The organism is Flavobacterium sp. UBA7682 (assembly GCF_002482945.1).
Classification (GTDB): Bacteria; Bacteroidota; Bacteroidia; order Flavobacteriales; family Flavobacteriaceae; genus Flavobacterium.
Window position 1 is genome coordinate 1 of sequence record NZ_DLGY01000012.1, and the last position, 18,657, is coordinate 18,657.

Sequence of the window (18,657 nt, forward strand, 5' to 3'; positions counted from 1 at the left end):
AGTAAATACCTCAATCTCATCACCTGTTGAATTGTAATCACACAATTCGTAATCTGAAATTATAGGATTGGGTACCGGAACCGGATTAACCGTGATATTATAAGAACCCGAAGTGGCACAGTTATTTAATGTGGCTGTGATATTGATAGTTGCCGTAACTGATGGTCCATTATTAAAGGCTCCAAAATTTGGAATATTACCCGTTCCTGAAGCCGCTAATCCAATAGAAGGATTACTGTTGGTCCAAGTGAAATTTGCTCCAGCCGGCAAGCTTACAAAAGCATTAGTGGCTAAAGTATCACCCGAACAAACTGTTATATTTGAAGGAACATTCGTAATCACCGGTAATGGATTGACCGTAACCACGGCACTTTCACTGAGGTTTTGAAGACAAGTAATGGCACCCGGCAAAGAAACACTTACTAATACATAAGTACTACTTACCGTTAATATTGGAGTTGTTAGTGATGCTAAACCTGTTCCATCTAAAACAGTAATCTGATTAGCGCCTCCATCTACAGTATAAGTAACCGTCGCATTCGGAGTACCATTAAAAGAAATCACTGCCGAATTGCTCGAACAGATTGTTATTGCCCCTGATATTGTAGCTGTCGGCAATTGAAGAACCGTTACTGTGGCTATACCTGTTTGTGCTTGACTACAAGGCGGTGTTCCTGACAATGCCACACTTACTAGAGTGTAAACGCTATTCGAAATTAATGCTGGAGTGGTCAAGGTTGCTGAACCTAAACTATTCAAAACTATCGTCTCATTAACACCTCCATTGACAGTATAAGTAACTGTTGCATTAGGTGTCCCGTTAAAGGTAATAACTGCTGTACTTCCTGAACAAATGGTTGTTGTTCCGGAAATGGTTGCCGTTGGAGTTGCGCTAATAGTCACAATGGCGGAACCTGTTTGGGCTTGACTACAAGAAGGTACTCCGGAAGTTGCCGCACCAACTAAATCATAAGTAGTATTTGCAATCAAGGCTGGTGTTGTAAAGTTGGCAGCGCCTGTTCCATCCAAAACAATAGTTTGATTACTTCCTCCATTTATAGTGTAAGTTACTGTTGCATTTGGAGTACCACTGAAACTAATGACCGTAGTTGACCCTGAACAAATAGAGGTGGTTCCTGAAATTGTAGCAGTCGGCAGATTAACAACTGTTATTATTGCAGAACCCGTTTGAGATTGACTACAAACCGGTGTTCCTGACGAGGCAACACTTACTAAATCATAAGTACTACTAACCGTTAATGCAGGTGTTGTTAAACTAGCTAAACCACTTCCATCTAAAACTATAGTTTGATTGGCACCACCGTCAACGGTATAAGTAACGGTTGCATTGGGTGTTCCGTTAAAGGAAATAACTGCCGTAGCTCCGGAGCAAATGGTTGTTGTCCCGGAGAGGGTCACTGTTGGCAACGGATTGACAGTAACTGACACCGACTGATTAAGTGGTTGAAAACAAATTGTAGCTCCCGATCCATCCAAAATCCTTACCCCTGTTAAGGTATAAGTTGTATTAGCTGTCGGTGATTGGGTTAAAGTAAAAATCCCTAAAGGGTCTAAAACAGCTGTTTGCGTTACTCCGCCATTAATGGTATAAGAAAAGGTCGCATTGGGAGTTCCTGAAAAAGTAGTCGTAACACTTTCGCCGGCACAGATAGAAGTACTCGAAATACTTACCGAAGCATTGGGCACCAAATTCACTACCAAATCAAATTCCGTTGTACTGGAACAACCGGATACTATATCAGTTACTCTGACATAGATGGTTTGCGGATTGGAAGTATTGGCATAAATATCCGGTAACGGATTTACATTATCAATGGCATTCGCCAGTGTAGTATGAAACGATATGATATTATTTGTAGTATCAGCATTTATGAGTGGTCTAACGGTATCAAGATTATAGATTCCAATATTAGGTGTATTGCTACACGTTAAAACATCAGGGATTGCGTTTGCCGGCGGCGGCGAAGTAAAAGCACCTGTCCCTGTCATCGCTGATCCAATCCATTGTAATTGAAATCCTCCATCACCTGCCGGTCTGTCAATGGCGATATAATAGGATTGTCCCGGCAAAACATTCAACCATCTCACATATCCGTTTCCACTAGCGCCAGGACCGGTTTGCGTAAGCAAAGTTGAGCCGTACATTCCGGTAAGATTGTTGGTCATTCCGGCTTGTTGCGGGTTGGTCGTTGCACATCGAATTGGTGCACCTAACGCACCACAAACCGCATTAGGTCCGAATACCCAAAAATCATAATCAACGGTAACACTAGGATCATCAGGAATCAAATTGAATCCCAAAGTTCCGGCTTGAACAATATTTATCTCTAACCAAATAGAATTACTTTCCAATCCGCCACAGGCATTAATTTCCTGCGTGTTGCCACTGCCACTTGCATTAGAAGTAAAACTTCCGTTTCCACATACAATAATAGCATTGACACAATCATTGGGCTCTATTTGCGCCACGATAGTGTTGGTAAAAACCAAGGCTAAAATCAACTTTAAAACATTCTTCATTAAATCATTGTATTTATGCATAATAGCCAATCCCAAATTTTCGTTGAGATTAGCTATCATTTTCCGAACATTGATACTTTAACTTTTAACCCTTGAACAATGTCCGTAACGTATTTTATTAAAAATCTATTTTTTTATAATCAAGAACTCTGAACGTCTGTTTTGAGAATCTTGTTCTTGCGTACAATTGGTGCCACATTTAACTTTTTGCTCAGTACTTCCAAATCCTTTTCCGGAAATACTGCCTTGAGAAATTCCTTTTGAGATAAGATACTGAACCGTAGATTGTGCTCTTCTTTCGGATAAATTCAAGTTATAATTCAAGCTTCCTTTTGAGTCTGTATGCGATTTTACAAAAATTACCATCGACGGATTGTCTTGCATCACTTTTACTAATTTATTCAACTCAATCGCACCCTGAGCAGTAATGTTACTCTTATCATATTCAAAATAAATCGGATTTAGAATCACTTCTGTATCCGTAATGATCACTTCCGATGGAACCAACGCCATCTCAACTGTTATTTCACCTGCTTTATCAGCTTTTACTGCTGAAGTTGCCGTTTCAAAATTTTGAGCCGATGCTTGCAATCCATAACCCAAATTACATTCGATTGGGTAACTTACTTTTCCTTCTGCATTGGTTTTTTCGGTAGCGATTACATTTCCTTTTAAGTCTAAAATAGCCACTGAAGCATTCGCTAATGGCGCTTTCGTTTTACTATTGGTTACTAAAACAATCGCTTCTGCTTTACAAATTGGTGCCGCCGAAAATATCGCATCAGTTCCTTTTCTGTTAGAAGAAAAATAACCAACATTCGAATTTTTATTAAAGCTGAAAGAGAAATCATCTTTCTCACTATTTACCGGTTTGCCCAAATTTTGAGTCGGTTTTGGATCATTTAAATTGGCTTTGTAAACATCATAACCACCCAATCCTTGTCTGCCCATAGTAGCAAAATACAGCGTATTGTCTTCAGCGATGAAAGGAAAATTTTCTTTGTCGGCTGTATTTACATTTGGTCCTAAATTTTGAGGTTTGCCATAACCATTGGCTTCTACTGATACTTTCCAGATATCAGATTCTCCTAATCCGCCTGGCATGTTAGAGGCAAAATATAAAGTTTTACCATCTTTACTCAAACTAGGATTGGTAACCGAATAACTTGTACTGTTAAAAGGCAATGCTTCTACATTCGACCATTTACCATCCGTTTTAGTGGCTTTGTAAATTCCTTGTTGACCAATTTGTGTATTGGTATTTTTGTTTTTTTCGTATTGCTTTTCACTGTGACCGTCTCTGGCGAAGAACATCGTATTTCCGTCAGCACTCAACGTAACCGGACCATCGTGGAAAGGCGTATTCAATTCTCTTACCGGAGTTGGTTCAGAAAAACTTCCGTTCTCACTTCTGGTCGATTGATAGATATCTAAATAAGGTTGGTTGTTCCACTTATCCGTTTTATTGGAACTGTTTCTGGTACTGGCAAAATAAAGGGTATTGTCGTTCGTTAACAAAGCGCCAAAATCACTTTGCCCTTTGCTGTTGATATTGGTATCCGCAACGTCAAATAATTTTGAATTGTTGGCCAAACTCGGGATGTAATTTGGGTTTGCTAAATGTTCTTTTGCTCTTTCATCTTTCGGCATCATTTTAGCAAAAACATCCATTTGTTTATTGGCTTCCTGATATTTTCCTAAAACTTTTAAAGTTTGTGCATATCGGTAATAGGTTTCCGCTTCAGCTTTTCCTTTTGCAGTGGCTTTTGCAAACCATTTTGACGCATTTTCAGAATCAAAAACATTGTAGTAACTCTCTGCCAATTGGGAATAGATGTATTCGTTAGCGCCTTTGCTTTCTGCCAGTCTTTGGTATTCTTCAATGGCGGCAACATACTGGTAACTTTCAAAAAGTTTGTCCGCTTTGACTGTTGCGTTATTTTGCCCGTAACTTGCAGTTAGTAATAATATCAAACTAAAGGTGATATAAGTTTTCTTCATGGTTGGTTTTTTTAGAAAAATCTTGGTGAAACAGAAACTTTTTTAGACAAATTTAAGTCAAATAACAACATAAACTCATGCGAAGCCGGAGCCGTTCCTTTAATATCTGAAATTACATGGTCGTAAGCATAACCAATTCTAATTGATGGCGTAACGGCAACGTTAACCATAGCTCCAAAGGAATCGTCTAAACGATAAGTTCCCCCTATTTCGTATTTATCTAAGAATAAAAAATTAGCCGAACAATCTAAAGACGTCGGTGCTTTGAATGCTGACTTCAACATAAAAGACGGTTTGAATTTGGTAGTAGCCGACAAATCAAACACATAACCACTGGTTAAAAAGTAGTGTTGGGTATCGCTTCCAAATTGATATTCCTGTCCGTTACGAGTAATATCAAGATGTTTTCCGTCTAACATATTAGGCACCGACAAAGCAGCATAGTATTTATCGGTATAGAAAAATAATCCGCTCCCAATATTCAATTTGATGTTGCTACTGTTTTCATCAAAAGCAAAATCGCCCGGTTGTTGTGTATAACCGTTTCCGATTTCAGAAAACAAACCGATTTTTTGAAAAGTGGCTCCGGCTTTTAAACCGAAAGCCAACTTACTTTGTCCGCCCATATTAATGGTATAAGAGAAATCTCCAAAGACATTGGTTTCTTCCACCGGACCGATTTTATCTGAAATGGCAGACAAACCCAAGCCCACATTTTTTCCAACCGGACTATGAATGGCAAAGGTTGCTGTTTTTGGCGCGCCTTCTAATCCAACCCATTGTTGACGGTAAAGTAATCCGCCCGAAATATTTTCTTTTGAACCGGCATAAGCAGGATTCATGACATTCATATTATACATGTATTGCGTATAATGTGGATCTTGTTGTGCTTGAACTTCCATTGCGAACAATGATAGTAATGCCAGTGCTAAATATCCTTTTTTCATTAGGTGTATCATTTTTATTTTTAAAGCTTCTCAAGAAACTATCTGTAACTATTTGATTAATACTCTCTGTTGATGTATACCCAACCTGTTTTGTTTGAACCTTCTGTAGTATGAATACTGTAGAAATAAGTTCCATCAGGCAATTCATCACCGCCGTCTGATTGTCCTTTCCATTGGTTGGTATAATTTCCTGAGAAAGAGAACACTTTTGTACCGTAACGGTTGAAAATGATAATATCTTTCACACCATAACCTGTCAAATCAAAAGTATCGTTGACTTGATCATTGTTAGGCGAAATACCTCTTGGAATTATACGACAAGGATTGTTTTCTACGGTGAAATTCATTGTTGAGTCGCATCCGTTTAATGTAACGGTTAAGTTGAATACTAATGGCAATAACAATGATGGATTTTGAGCCATAAACTCGTCTACATTTAATGTAGCATTTGTACCTACCGTAGTCGTTCCTTGCGTCCAAGTATAACTAGCTGCATCAGTATTAAAGCTTGCTTCGATAACACCCAAAGTAAGCATACTGTTTTGACAAGAAGCATCGATTGAGAATGACAAGTCAGATAAGATCGTGATAGTAAAATTGGTTGATCCACCAACATTACAAGTAGCGGTGTCAACAGGAATGGTGTAGGTAATAATATAACTACCCGAATTACTACCTTCAATATTGATTTCACCGGTTGTTGGATTAATAATTAAACCTGCTGTTGAACTGAATGTTCCGCCTGTTGTAAATCCGGTTACCGTTGTTGGTAAAGCATTCGCAGCATTGGCACAAAAAGTAGCATCATAACTGAAGCCTGTAACCGGTGTAATTCCTGCCGAAATAACAATCGTTGCTGTAAATGTTCCTCCGTCTGTACATGTTGCAGTATTGGCCGCAAGCGTATAAGTAATTTGATGAGACCCTAAAGTTAACGAAGTCACAGCTCCGGTCGTTGGGTTAACCGTTACCGAAGTTGAACTGAATGTACCGCCAGTGGTAAAATTGACCGGCAATATCGGTAATGGATTAGCAGTTGCATTGATACAAGCATTGGCATAACTGAAAGTTACATTTGGCGCAGCCAATGGGTTTACAGTGATAACAGCAGCACCTGTTAGTGCTTGACTACAAGCGGCAACTGTTGATGACGTTACACTTACCAACGTATAAGTTGTAGTAGCCGTTAAAGCTGTAGTAGTAATTGTAGCATTACCAGATCCATCTAAAACTATCGTTTGGTTGGCACCACCGTTCACTGTATAAGTTACTGTGGCATTCGCTGTTCCATTAAATGTAATCGTTGCAGTTAATCCGGTACAAATTGTAGTTGTTCCCGAAATAGTTGCGGTTGGTAAAGCTTCAACTGTTACTACAGCTGAACCTGATTGTGTTTGAGAACATGAAGATAATCCTGCGCTGGCAACACTTACTAAGTCATAAGTAAATACTCCGACTGTTGCTGTTGGTACACTGATGGATACACTGTTCCCGGTTGTTGTTGTTAAAGTTTGGTTTGCCCCACCGTTGATAGTATAGGTGAAGGTATAAGGTTCGGCACCATTGGCACCGGTAAAAGTAATCGTTGGATTAGCCGCGTTTTGACAAACAGTTGCCGTTCCGGAAATAGTAGCCGTTGGTAATGCTCCTACTGTAATAACTGCAGTACCGGTTACGATTTGGTTACAAGTTGATGTTCCCGAAGCTACACTTACTAAAGCATAAGTACTATTGGCTGTCAATGCCGGCGTTGTAACTGTTGCAGTTCCCAAACCATTCAAAATAATAGTTTGGTTAGCTCCGCCATCAACAGTATAAGTTACTGTCGCATTTGGAGTTCCGGTAAAAGTGATTACTGTAGTAGCTCCTGAACAAATTGAAGTTGTTCCTGAAATAGTAGCCGTTGGTAAAGCATTTACGATAACCGTTGCTGTTCCGGTTTGTGTTTGACTACAAGCTAAAGTTCCAGAAGCGGTTACACTTACTAAAGTATAAATACTATTTACAGTCAATATCGGCGTAGTTAACGTTGCCGTTCCCGAACCATTCAAGACAATAGTTTGATCAGCTCCACCATCAACAGTGTAAGTTACTGTTGCATTTGCGGTTCCATTGAATGTAATAGTCGCTGTTGTGCCTTCACAAATATCAGTTGTTGCTGAAATTGTAGCTGTTGGCAATGTCTCAACAGTTACTAAAGCGTTTCCTGTTTGAACTTGACTACAAGGATTAGTTCCTGAAGAAGTAACACTTACTAAATCGTAACTGGCATTGGCTATTAAAACTGCTGTAGTCAATGTTGCAAGACCAGTAGCATCTAAAGTGATTGTTTGGTTTGAACCACCGTTTATGGTATAAGTAACTACTGCGTTTGGTGTTCCATTGAATGTGATTGTTGCTGTTGAACCTTCACAAACTGTTGTTGTGCCTGAAATAGTAGCCGTTGGCAAATCATTCACTTGTACTACAATTTCAGCGCGTGGTCCTTCACATCCGTTAGTATCTACTGCCGCAGCATAGAATACTTGTGAGTTTCCGGCTATAGCGGTACTTGGTGTTGGAGCAATCGCTGTACCAACGCCACCTATTGCTTGCGTATACCAGTTGATTGTATTGCCAGTTGAAACAGTTGCTGTCAATGGAGTAGCTACATCATTCACACAATAAATAGTTGGATTAACTACTTGAGCTGTTTCTGTAGTTCCTTGTTTGGTAATCGTTATTACTCTATCACAGTAAGCAGTTTTCCAATGGAAAATGTAGCTACCGGGAGTTGTAAATCCGGAAACGTTTGTTGCGCCGCTGTTTGGCGTTTCAATAGTTGTAGTTCCGGGATTGTTTGCATCTGCTTCCCAAACTCCTACTCCGTTAGCATCAAAAGCCATACTTGTTGTTGTACAATCTAAAGTAGTATCAGCAGTATCAATCTCGATATCCACATTGGCTTTGAAATTGGCTGCATCTAAAAGATGTCCAATAGCATTTCCTACTGTGCGGAAAATAAAACGTGTTGTGGTTTGTCCACTCGGGATATCATAAGTTCCTTGCACTAAATCCCAGTTTGAACTATTGGCGTTATCTTCTGCAATTACTGTAAACGGTCCTGAAGGTGGTCCGGCAAATAATTGTAAAGTGGTACCATTACCACCAGTTTGTCTTGTTGCACTGGCAAAACTAAAGTCCATCATCGTAATTTGAGACGTATCAAAATCTTTGTACAGCCCTTTGATATTTGGATCGCTCGGATTCCATTCGTCTTCTCCATCTTGCGTTAATTGAAGACATTGTCCACCTTCAAATGGTGTAACGCCTATATTGTTTCCTTCAAGGAAGAACATGGTTCCCCAATCGGTATTGGTTCTCCAACCCGGTATCACTCTTGAATTAAGAATAGTTGAAACTCCAGACACATATTGCATTGGCAACTTCTCAAAACTATAATTAAAGGCATCCATATCACACAAATCTTCTGGTGTAGTCACACAGATATGGAATGTTTTATCGGATACTCCTGGGTCATTTAAAGTCAATCTAATTTTATAAGTTTTTCCAACCACTAGTTCACTTGAATATTTAGCTACAAAAGAATTGTTATTGCTGCATCCTTTTTCAACCAAAGACCCATCGGTTTGTACTTCATATAAAGACATCATTATCTGTGGCCAAGCACCAACAAAACCACCGGTATAATATGTTCCCGGAGCGAAGTCGCTTAATTCGATAACATGAACTTTTGAGGTTGCCACAAAATCATACCAAATATCTCCACTATTCACTCCCGAACAAGAAGTTGGAACAGTAGAAGCAGTTGCTGAAATGAAAGAAGCATCTGCTCCCGAAACTTCACAGCTTGATCCGGTATTTACCTGTAAGTGAACTGCATTAGCAGCTTCGTCATTTCTAATAAATACTTTTGGCCCAGACCAGTAACTTTTATCTGAAGGGCCACAAACGGCACGAACCAAATATTCATAAGTACCGTCAGCAGCATTAATAAAATCTGCAGCTGCCGGAGTATAAGATGGTGAATTTACAATAGTTCCTGATTGAGGAATCGTTCCGTTTCCATAAGGCTGAACAAAAACCTCCCATTGGGTTTCTGAACCACCTGGTGTCCATGAGAAAACTCCTTGGTTATTTACAGCCAAATTGGTTGGTTGTGGACAAGTTACCACACCACAACTGGCAATACCTGTAAACAAAGTTGTATTTACCAATCCTAATCCTAACGGACTGGTCCAAACAATATTATTGGCTTCGTCTCTGATGACAATTTGCGCTTCTGAATATTGAACACCACTTCCAAATCCATTCCAATATAAAGAGTACTCAACACCTGTACATAAGAACACAGGGTAATCTAAAACAGCAGGCTGACCGAAACCAGGAAATTCAATTGCTTGCACCTCAACACCATTTTGAATTACACTAACATTATCCGTAACTGTCCCTGTATTTCCATTAGTAACTGAAATAGTATATTGACATACATTAGTATAATCACATTTTGTCAAAATTTCAAATGGACCAACCCATTCGCTTTGTGAAGAATCGCTACATACTGCTCTCACATAATATTGGTACAAAGTTGACGGGGTCAATCCTGTAACCGTGTAGGGATGAGCATTAGCGGTATAAAGATAAGCCGGTAAAGTATCTCCTGTTGGTGGTGGTGTACCATAAGGCTGAACTGAAATTTGCCACGAGGTTTCTGTACCGGTAGTTTCCCAATTAACCTCTGCCGAAACATCAAGAATATTTGATGTTGAAACGTTGATTACAGATGGACAAGCCGGAATGTCTTCTACAATTACGTTGTCAATAAAAGTATACTGCCCTCTGTAATTCCATGGATTTGGTGGGAAAAATGGAGTATGAAAACCAATATTAATATTGGTATCTGACGTAATATCTGTCAAGTTAATCACTTTTTCTCTCACAGTAGTACTACTTATAACCTCATGAACAAATGTAATGTCTAAAGGACCTGCCAAAGTTGAATATGCGCCTTGTGATATCGTTACAGTTAATCCATTGATAGCAGTAACTGTTGCGCCGAATGGAATTTGCCAAGCCAAATCAGCCCTGTCTCCTATTCTAACCCCTTCAACAGAAGTTAAAGTTATTGTATTAGAACCCTGAACTATTCCTGTCCCATCTGTAGGATGGACAATATTATTTTCATATAAAATCGTTGAAAACTGATTGGTAGCTACGCCATTTGTGGAAAGTATCACTTTTAAATCCTCTTCAAAATCTCCGTTACTGTATGTTCTATAGTAAAAACGGAGTCTTTGTCCGGCATGTGCCGTAAGGGTTGGTGTAATTAACCAATCATTATTGGCACCATTCATACCGGTAAACAAAGCGGCCATTTGGTTACCAAACATCGGTTGGGCAGTTTGATTAAGATTCCAAGCGTTAGCGTCTGCATTGTTATTATAAATCGTCCAACAAGTTTCTGTTGGAGAATTACTATCAAAAGTTTCGATAAACGGTGTTGGTAAGGCATTACAAGTGGTTCTGAAAGGGAATGGCCCAACCCATTCGCTGCTTTCTGTATCATTACAAACTGCTCTAACATAGTATTCGTAAGCTGTATTTTCTGTTAGCGTTGCTTGGTATGTTGGGATTGCATTTACGGTAACTCCTGAACCAGTTGGAACTCCTGACATTGGTGCCTGAATAACCACTTCCCATTGTGTTTCAGTAGCTCCCGGTGTCCAAGATAAATCGGCTGATGTTGGTGTTATATTAGTTGCTGTTAAACTTGCTGAATTCGGATTAGGACAAGCCGGCGCATCTTCGATTACAAAATCGTCGATTGTTACTAGACCTGTTTGTGTCGGATTAGGCATATTCGGAGGAAGACGGAAGGCAATATAGGTTGTTCCTGTTCCTGTAAATAAAACCGAATCTTCCATAAAACTCTCGTTAGTGAAATCATGTAACGGAATCAAAGTAGTATAAGTAGCAAAATCAGGTGTTGAGGACATCAACACTTCAAAGTTTCCTCTTGGGAATAATGCGATAGGACCTATTGGAGCAGTTACTCTGTATTTAAAACGTAGTCTTTTAGGACCAACGGCATTCACCGGTACGCTTATTAACCAATCATTATAGGATTGAAAAGGATCAAAAAAGGAAATAGGTTGTGGTCGTATGTTTGCGTCTGTTTCGTTGATTATCCACTCTGCATTGTCATTATTAGCGTTGTTAGTAGACCAACAAAATTTCTTAGTGTTAGGATCAGGGTCATTAAAACTTTCATAATAAGGTGTAGGCTGTTCGATACACAAAGTATTAAATTGAATAGGTCCAACCCAGATACTTTGTTCAGACGCAGAACAATAAGCTCTCATATAAAACTCGTATTGCGTAGACGGATTTAATCCTGTTATAGTAAACGGATTAGTGCTCACGATATTCACAACAGCTCCAGGGACAAATGGTGTTGTTGGTGTACCCGTTCCTAAAGGCTGTGCTACTAATTGCCATTGGGTGTTTTGATAACCATTAGTCCAAGAAATCTCAACTGAATCTGTATCCAATGTTCCCGGAGTTACAACTGGATACGCAGGTTCAGAACAAGCTGGTAAATCTTCGATATAAACATCATCAATATACAACCAGCTCCCGGTTTGTAAAGCACCAGGTGGTACTAACCAAGCAATATTCACATCTCCTGTAATATTTGGTAAAGGCACTATTATTTCAACAAAGTTATACGCAGTAGTGTAAGAAGCTAAAGGAATTATAGTTGTGGTAAAATTTGATGCACCTACTCCTGTTGTAGAAAGTTTCACCTCAAATGAACCCGGTCCACCAGTAGGATTGTCTACAATAAGACCCCAGTTACCATAAATATTGTACTTGAATCGCAGTCTTTTTTGAGTAACGCCGTCAAAATGAAATATTGGTGTCACCAACATATCATTGTTTTCGCCTTCAGTTGAAGTACGTAATTTTGCAACCGGCTCACTAAAGGCATTTGGACCATAATGAAACACATTTAAATCATTGTTTAAATTTAAAGATGTCCAACATGGTTCAGGAATTCCGTTTGTAGTATTAGCATTGGTGAATCCTGTATAATATGGTAATAATAAAACGTTACATTGTGTAGTGAAAGCTCTTGGTGCTGACCAGTCTCCCGGAGTTCCGTTACAAACCGAACGCACATATAAATTGTAAGCCAATCCCGGAGTAAGATTCGATAACGGATTGTTTATGTTGGTATTGGTAGAAATTGTCCCTGTTTGACCGGCAGTAGGTGCCGGTAAGGTTGCCGGTAAGGCAATATATTCCCAAGCACTCACTAAATTTTGAACATTGTCCCATGAAGCTGTTGCTGTAGTTTGCTGTAGATTATCAATAGACAATGATGGTTGAGAAGGTGCCGGACAAGTTGAACCACTAATAGTAAAAGTAAAACAAAGTCCTGCTCCCGGATTAGTATGTTGGTATGGTGATGAGATTACAATAACATAGTTCTGTCCCGCTTGGGCATAAAAATTTGGAATCTGTACCGGCACACCATTAGAAGTAGTGGCAATTGCTGCCAAACAACCTGCTGATGTACCAACACCTACGCAACCATCGAAAATAAAAACACTTGAAAGCGTATTATAACAATTATTACCACCACCACCTGAAGCAGTATTTGCCACTTGTGTAATATTAATTAATCCTGAAGTAGTTGGTGTATAAGAAAGATAAACATGGTTTCCTGACAGTAGATTTCCTGTTTGTCCAATCGGTTGACAACTGAATCCTTGGCTATTTAACTCAACATACGTATTGGCATCGTAAAATTCATCCAAATTGGCACTTAAAACATAAGGCGTTGTTGTTACATCTGAAGGGACGTTTATCGCTGTATTACACGATAATCCAACAGTTGTCGTTGTAAAAGTAAAAGGACCTGCCCATGTACTGTTGGTACTTGCATCACAATTGGTGATAATATAAACATCATAAGTTGTTGAAGGTTCTAAGTCAATTGCATTATAACTATTTCCGGTTGGTGTACCTAATGCGCTATGACCTGCTCCAGTTGGAACAACATCTATTCCGAATTGTGTTGCCGTGGGATGTGTCCATGATATTGCAGCTCCTGATTCTGAAGGAACAATCATTGGTGCCGTTACCGGATCACAACTTGATATTACCCTAACACCATCTACAAACCAACTATCACCACTAGTAGCAGCAACACCGGTTTGATTGGTTACAGCAACAAATGCCAAATAAACCGGAATACCAGAAGGTATGGTTGGTATATTGACTATTTTTTCTTCATAAGTTGTTGGCGCTACATTTAAACTCGCTTCTGTCCAAGTTTGTAAAACCACATTGAAACTAGTTATATCAGGCTGATTCGCAGTTGAAATCCTAAGTTGATAAGTAGCTCCTCTGTTCGTAAAACTACCTTGCTTGGTATAAAAACGAATTTGACCATTGGTAGGTGTCAAAAACTGAGGCGTTATCATGAAATACTCCGCTGTAGTACCTACTGTATTATTAAGTGCTGGATTTACCGTTGCACCACCACTTGACAGATATCCTCCGGTCGGTGTATGAACCCAGTTGTTTGCAGGAGGTGAAACTAAATTACTAGTAACCGCCCAAGTTCCTGGGATACCGCTTTCGAAATGTTCTGTTGTCAATTGACTATAACCAAGATTGGTTACTATCAATAAAAATAGAACTAAAAATCGCTGAAGAAATACTTGGTTAATTAAATAATCTACATTAACATTATTTTTTTGAAAAATACCGTTTACTGGTTTTGGTAATGTAGTTTCAAAAAAGGGATAATTTTTCTGCATTTTGTTAGTTATTAAATTGGTGATGTTAATTCATTTTAAAAATTAATTTTTTGAAAGATGTACTTCTTAAAATTAATTCGAAATCTTGTTACTCTTTTTGGCTTTTTTTGTCAAAATTTTGCCTTTTCTCTCTGAAAAATGCTCGCTAAAAAAAAATGAAGTATAACAATCTAAATTGGCTATTAGAAATGCTAAAATATTTACATTTTTAAAGCAAAACTGCTTGATTTTTTATCAATAAACGTCATTCTTCAAGGATGAAATCACGACAACACAAAGCCTTTAAACCCTTGACAAACAAGAGAAATAGCATATGATTCACAGTGATTTCAAATTCCTTACACTAAGATACGAAAATAGCAAGAGGGGAAAAATGGTTTTGCTTTGTAATTTACTGAATTTACAAAGTACAATAGAAGAAATTCGGGGGAATTCGGAGGCAAAAATGGAGTATTAAGCGTCTTTCGCTTTTTTGTTTTGCAACACGTAGATTTGGTTCTTTATGGCTTCAATTTCTTTTCCTTTTCGTTTGATAATTACGTAGAAAAATAAAACAATCAAGACCAAAAGAATGAATAAAAACAACAATAAATAATAGAATTTATTAGACAATTCTGTTCTTTTTGCTTTTAACTCGAGTTCTTTTACCCCTAAAGATTCGCCTACTGAACTTCTTTCACGGTCTTTAATAAGTTTTTGAACATCGATAAATTTGCTTTGATTAATCTTAAATTGATCCCATTGGTTTATAGCCAAATAATTTTCGGACAAACCTTTATAGATTTCTTGATTTAAAATTAAGTCATTCACTTCGGAAGAAAGATCTAAGGCAAGATTTAAGGCTTTTATGGCTTCGAGGTGGTTGCCTTCCAAAGTGTAAACTTTAGCCGAACCTTTGAGTGCAAACGCCTCTAAACTCTTCGCATTTACCTCTTTGGCTAATTTTGCAGATTCTTTAAAACTTTCGAGTGCCAATTTGTTATTATGCATCAAGAGGTAGCAATTTCCTTTGTTGTATATCGCTATACTAACTTTGGAAGCAACGCCTAATTTGTCCTTTGACTTCTTTAACTCGGCTATACCTCTATCCATAAATGCAATGGCAATGGCACAACTCAACTTTTCTTTATAGATAAAACCTCTTACGATGTAATTTTTTCCCAATTCAGCATGAATAGAATCCTTATACGGATACTCTGAGATCAGTTGCTCCGCTTGGTCCAAATATTGAATTGCTTTGTCGTAAACTTTTAATTGATGGTACTGAATTCCCGTTTTATTTATGATATTTATTTTGAGCAATTTATCATTTGACTGGTCTAATAAATCTGAAGCTCTAATCAGATAATCTAGAGATTTTTCATAATCTCTTTTAGCAGAATAGGCATCAGAAATCAACTTATATACTTTGATTTTATAATCGACATTGTCTGACTGATTGACAATTTGATGTCCTTCTTTGATTACTTTATCAGGATTGACATAAATTTCGTTGGAACCGGCTTTAAGAATGCTATCGAGTTTTTTATAGTTTTGAGCATACGAAGTGGTTGTGGTCAGCAAGCCAACAACAAATCCAATAAACAATACTATAGTCTTCGTGTAAACCATCATTCTTCTAACAGATTGTTCTCTTTTTCTTGATTTAATAACTCTATAAACTTCACCGGAGAAATACCGGTTATGGATTTAAATACTGTAGCAAAACTACTATGTGAAGAAAATCCGCAATTCTCAGCCAAATAACTAATTTTATAATTGATGAAATTGGGATCAGTCTTCAACTTTTCAATGATATAATTGATTCTTAATTTGTTGATATAGGTGTTAAAATTGACGTTATAATGGGTATTGATAATCTCCGAGAGGTATTTGGTATTTGAGTCCAATTGACCCGCCAAAACCGCAAGTGAAATGTCTTTATTGATAAAACGTTTAGAGCTTTCAAATCGTTTTAATTTGTTTAAAATCTGCTCTTCGGTTTCTTTTAAAATCACATTTTTTCTTGGTTCTTGCTTTTTATCCGTTATGCTGAAACTGCCAATGAGATTGCTTCTGGTTATTTCAATATAATTGATAATTACATCCAACCCTTTTTTGCGTTGCAATGTCTTTTGCCAAAAAAAGATACAAACGAGTATAATAACCAAGAAAATACCCGAAACTATGTATATTGTATTGAGATAACCGGATTTGTCATCTTCATAGTCCTTTGAATACTCATCCGAAATAAGATTGTAAGCAGTGTTGATGGCTTCTTGTTCTTGGGCTTCAGTTTCTGGCTGGACTTCAAAAAACCGCGTATTGGTCAACTTATAATTGGCCATGTCATTCAAAGCCAAATAACTCAAATTCTGTTGCTGAATAATCTCAACTTGTAAAAAAAGATTACCAAGTCCTTTAGCATAAACCATAGCCTCGTTACTAAGGTCAATAACTTTTTGATGGTCTTTTGTAGCCAAATATACTCCGGCCAAACCCTGAAGTGCTTCAATTTTTGAATAGACATTCTCTCCATTCTGATTATTAACTAATGCAATAGCCGATTCGAAATGCTTTTTTGCCTGAACCAAATCACTTTCTTTAAAATACAATTGTCCCAGAGTGATTATATAATTTAGCTCTAAATCTTTATTGTTTTTGAATGTTTTATTTAAAGAAGACTCATGCTTTCTAAGCAAACTTATACCTTTTTCGGCTTTGCCTTCATTCAATAAAAATTGGGCTTTTTCAATGGCAATAGAACCTTCTAAATACAATTTTAACTTACTATCGTGTGTATTTTTAAATTTGTTTTCAAGATTTTCGAGAGATTTTTTGGATTGCTTGTAAAGTGTAAGCTCTCTTAAAAGAACAATTTTTCCAATTTCAATGTCTATTTTCTCTTCTTCTGTCAAGTAGTCCTCATAGTTTTTCTCTTCATACAGAAAATTTAGAGCACTACTAAAATCGCCTTTGACTAAATAAGCTTTAGAAATCAAAAAATTAACTTTGGCCTTTTCTTTATTGCTGGTATTGGTTTTACTAAGTAAGTACTGGGCAATTTTTAATGCTTGATCCGGATTTGAGTTGATTAAATTCTCTATATCATCGGACAAGTAATGTTTGTTTAAAAAAGATTGCGCATTGCTATGTGAATGGAGGAATCCAAATAGCAAAAAGAAATAAAAATATCTATTGGTATGGATAAGATATTTCATGTGTTTTTAAATTAATGTCAAAGTGTCGACCCCCGAATACAGCAAATATATAGAATAATAAAGACAAAAATAATTTTTTGAATTGTTAAAATAAGTTCCCAAAAAAAGAAAACCTAAAATAAAAACAATAAAAAAACCCTCCTCAATAAAATGAGAAGGGTTTAATTTCAAAAAAAAATATAAAAAAAACTTAATCTACTTATTAATCGAATTTAATCTTAATTCTGTTTAATCACTTTAATCATTTTTGAATTACCATCTGATTCAACCCTTACAAAATAAGTTGAAGCCGGCAATGAAGATAAATCAATTTGAACCTGATTTTCGTTGGTATTTCTCTCTTGTATTACTTGCCCCATCATGTTAATTACCGTAATGTTAGTAATCTGACTTGCGTAACTAATATTAACAATACCCGAAGTTGGATTAGGATAGAAACTAAAGCTTGCATCATCAAAACCATTTGTTCCCAATGCAACTGTTACCGTTACTGCCAATGGGGTGCTTGGACATCCTGAAGATACATTTACTGCATAATAAATTGCGCCATTAGTCAATACTGTAGTATTTGCAAGTGCATTAGTTTGGGTTTGAGCATCTGTTAAAGAACCATACCAAATCACATTTGTTGGACTTACCACTAAATCTTCTAAAGTTGCATCATTCAAATCTGAAACCGAAATTGTTTGAGCTGAACTTCCCGTTGGAGTGGATGCTGAATTGATAGTCAATACTAATGTCTCAGTATTACATCCAACCGTTGAAGTATAAGTTCCACCGGTTGTATAAGTCGAACCATTTACTGACCAAGTGTAAGTATCACAAGCGGAAACAGTCGTTGTATTGGTCGTACTCGGTGTAATAGTCAATACTAATGTTTCGGTATGACATCCAACGGTTGAAGTATAAGTTCCACCCGTTGTATATGTTGAACCATTTACTGACCAAGTGTAAGTATCACAAGCGGAAATAGTAGTTGTGTTGGTTGTACTTGGTGTAATTGTCAATACTAATGTTTCGGTATGACATCCAACAGTTGAAGTATAAGTTCCACCTGTTGTATATGTCGAACCATTTACTGACCAAGTATAAGTATCACAAGCGGAAACAGTCGTTGTGTTGGTTGTACTTGGTGTA

General features: G+C 37.5%; 7 protein-coding genes. All 7 read right to left on the reverse strand.

All coding sequences use genetic code 11. The annotated features are described in order from the left end of the window. Nucleotides 1-2,601: beta strand repeat-containing protein (locus tag B3C16_RS02750; RefSeq protein WP_414655250.1), on the reverse strand; the 2,601-nt coding region annotated here is incomplete at its 3' end. A gap of 66 nt (nt 2,602-2,667) precedes the next feature. Beyond that, nucleotides 2,668-4,542 carry an OmpA family protein gene (locus tag B3C16_RS02755; RefSeq protein WP_291128528.1) on the reverse strand — a complete coding sequence of 625 codons (1,875 nt, stop codon included), beginning with the start codon at nt 4,540-4,542 and terminating at the stop codon, nt 2,668-2,670. An 11-nt stretch (nt 4,543-4,553) separates the two neighbouring features. Continuing rightward, nucleotides 4,554-5,489, reverse strand: coding sequence for a PorP/SprF family type IX secretion system membrane protein (locus B3C16_RS02760; RefSeq protein ID WP_291128530.1), 936 nt, complete (start codon nt 5,487-5,489; stop codon nt 4,554-4,556). A 56-nt stretch (nt 5,490-5,545) separates the two neighbouring features. After that, nucleotides 5,546-14,320, reverse strand: coding sequence for a choice-of-anchor J domain-containing protein (locus B3C16_RS02765; RefSeq protein ID WP_291128532.1), 8,775 nt, complete (start codon nt 14,318-14,320; stop codon nt 5,546-5,548). A gap of 453 nt (nt 14,321-14,773) precedes the next feature. After that, the gene (locus B3C16_RS02770; RefSeq protein ID WP_291128534.1) at nt 14,774-15,934 is read right to left on the reverse strand and encodes a tetratricopeptide repeat protein; all 1,161 of its coding nucleotides are present in this window, start codon (nt 15,932-15,934) and stop codon (nt 14,774-14,776) included. Continuing rightward, nucleotides 15,931-17,520: a tetratricopeptide repeat protein gene (locus B3C16_RS02775; RefSeq protein WP_291128535.1), complete on the reverse strand. Its 1,590-nt coding sequence runs from the start codon at nt 17,518-17,520 to the stop codon at nt 15,931-15,933. Before B3C16_RS02775 ends, B3C16_RS02770 begins: the two co-directional genes overlap by 4 nt. Before the next feature lie 218 nt (nt 17,521-17,738). Then, a partial coding sequence (locus B3C16_RS02780; protein ID WP_291128537.1) for a T9SS type A sorting domain-containing protein occupies nt 17,739-18,657 on the reverse strand: 919 nt, incomplete at its 5' end.

Bases quoted from the DNA above. Each gene is read 5' to 3' on its own strand.
- B3C16_RS02770 (WP_291128534.1), bottom strand. From the start codon at position 15,934: ATGATGGTTTACACGAAGACTATAGTATTGTTTATTGGATTTGTTGTT.
- B3C16_RS02775 (WP_291128535.1), bottom strand. From the start codon at position 17,520: ATGAAATATCTTATCCATACCAATAGATATTTTTATTTCTTTTTGCTA.
- B3C16_RS02755 (WP_291128528.1), bottom strand. From the start codon at position 4,542: ATGAAGAAAACTTATATCACCTTTAGTTTGATATTATTACTAACTGCA.
- B3C16_RS02760 (WP_291128530.1), bottom strand. From the start codon at position 5,489: ATGAAAAAAGGATATTTAGCACTGGCATTACTATCATTGTTCGCAATG.
- B3C16_RS02765 (WP_291128532.1), bottom strand. From the start codon at position 14,320: ATGCAGAAAAATTATCCCTTTTTTGAAACTACATTACCAAAACCAGTA.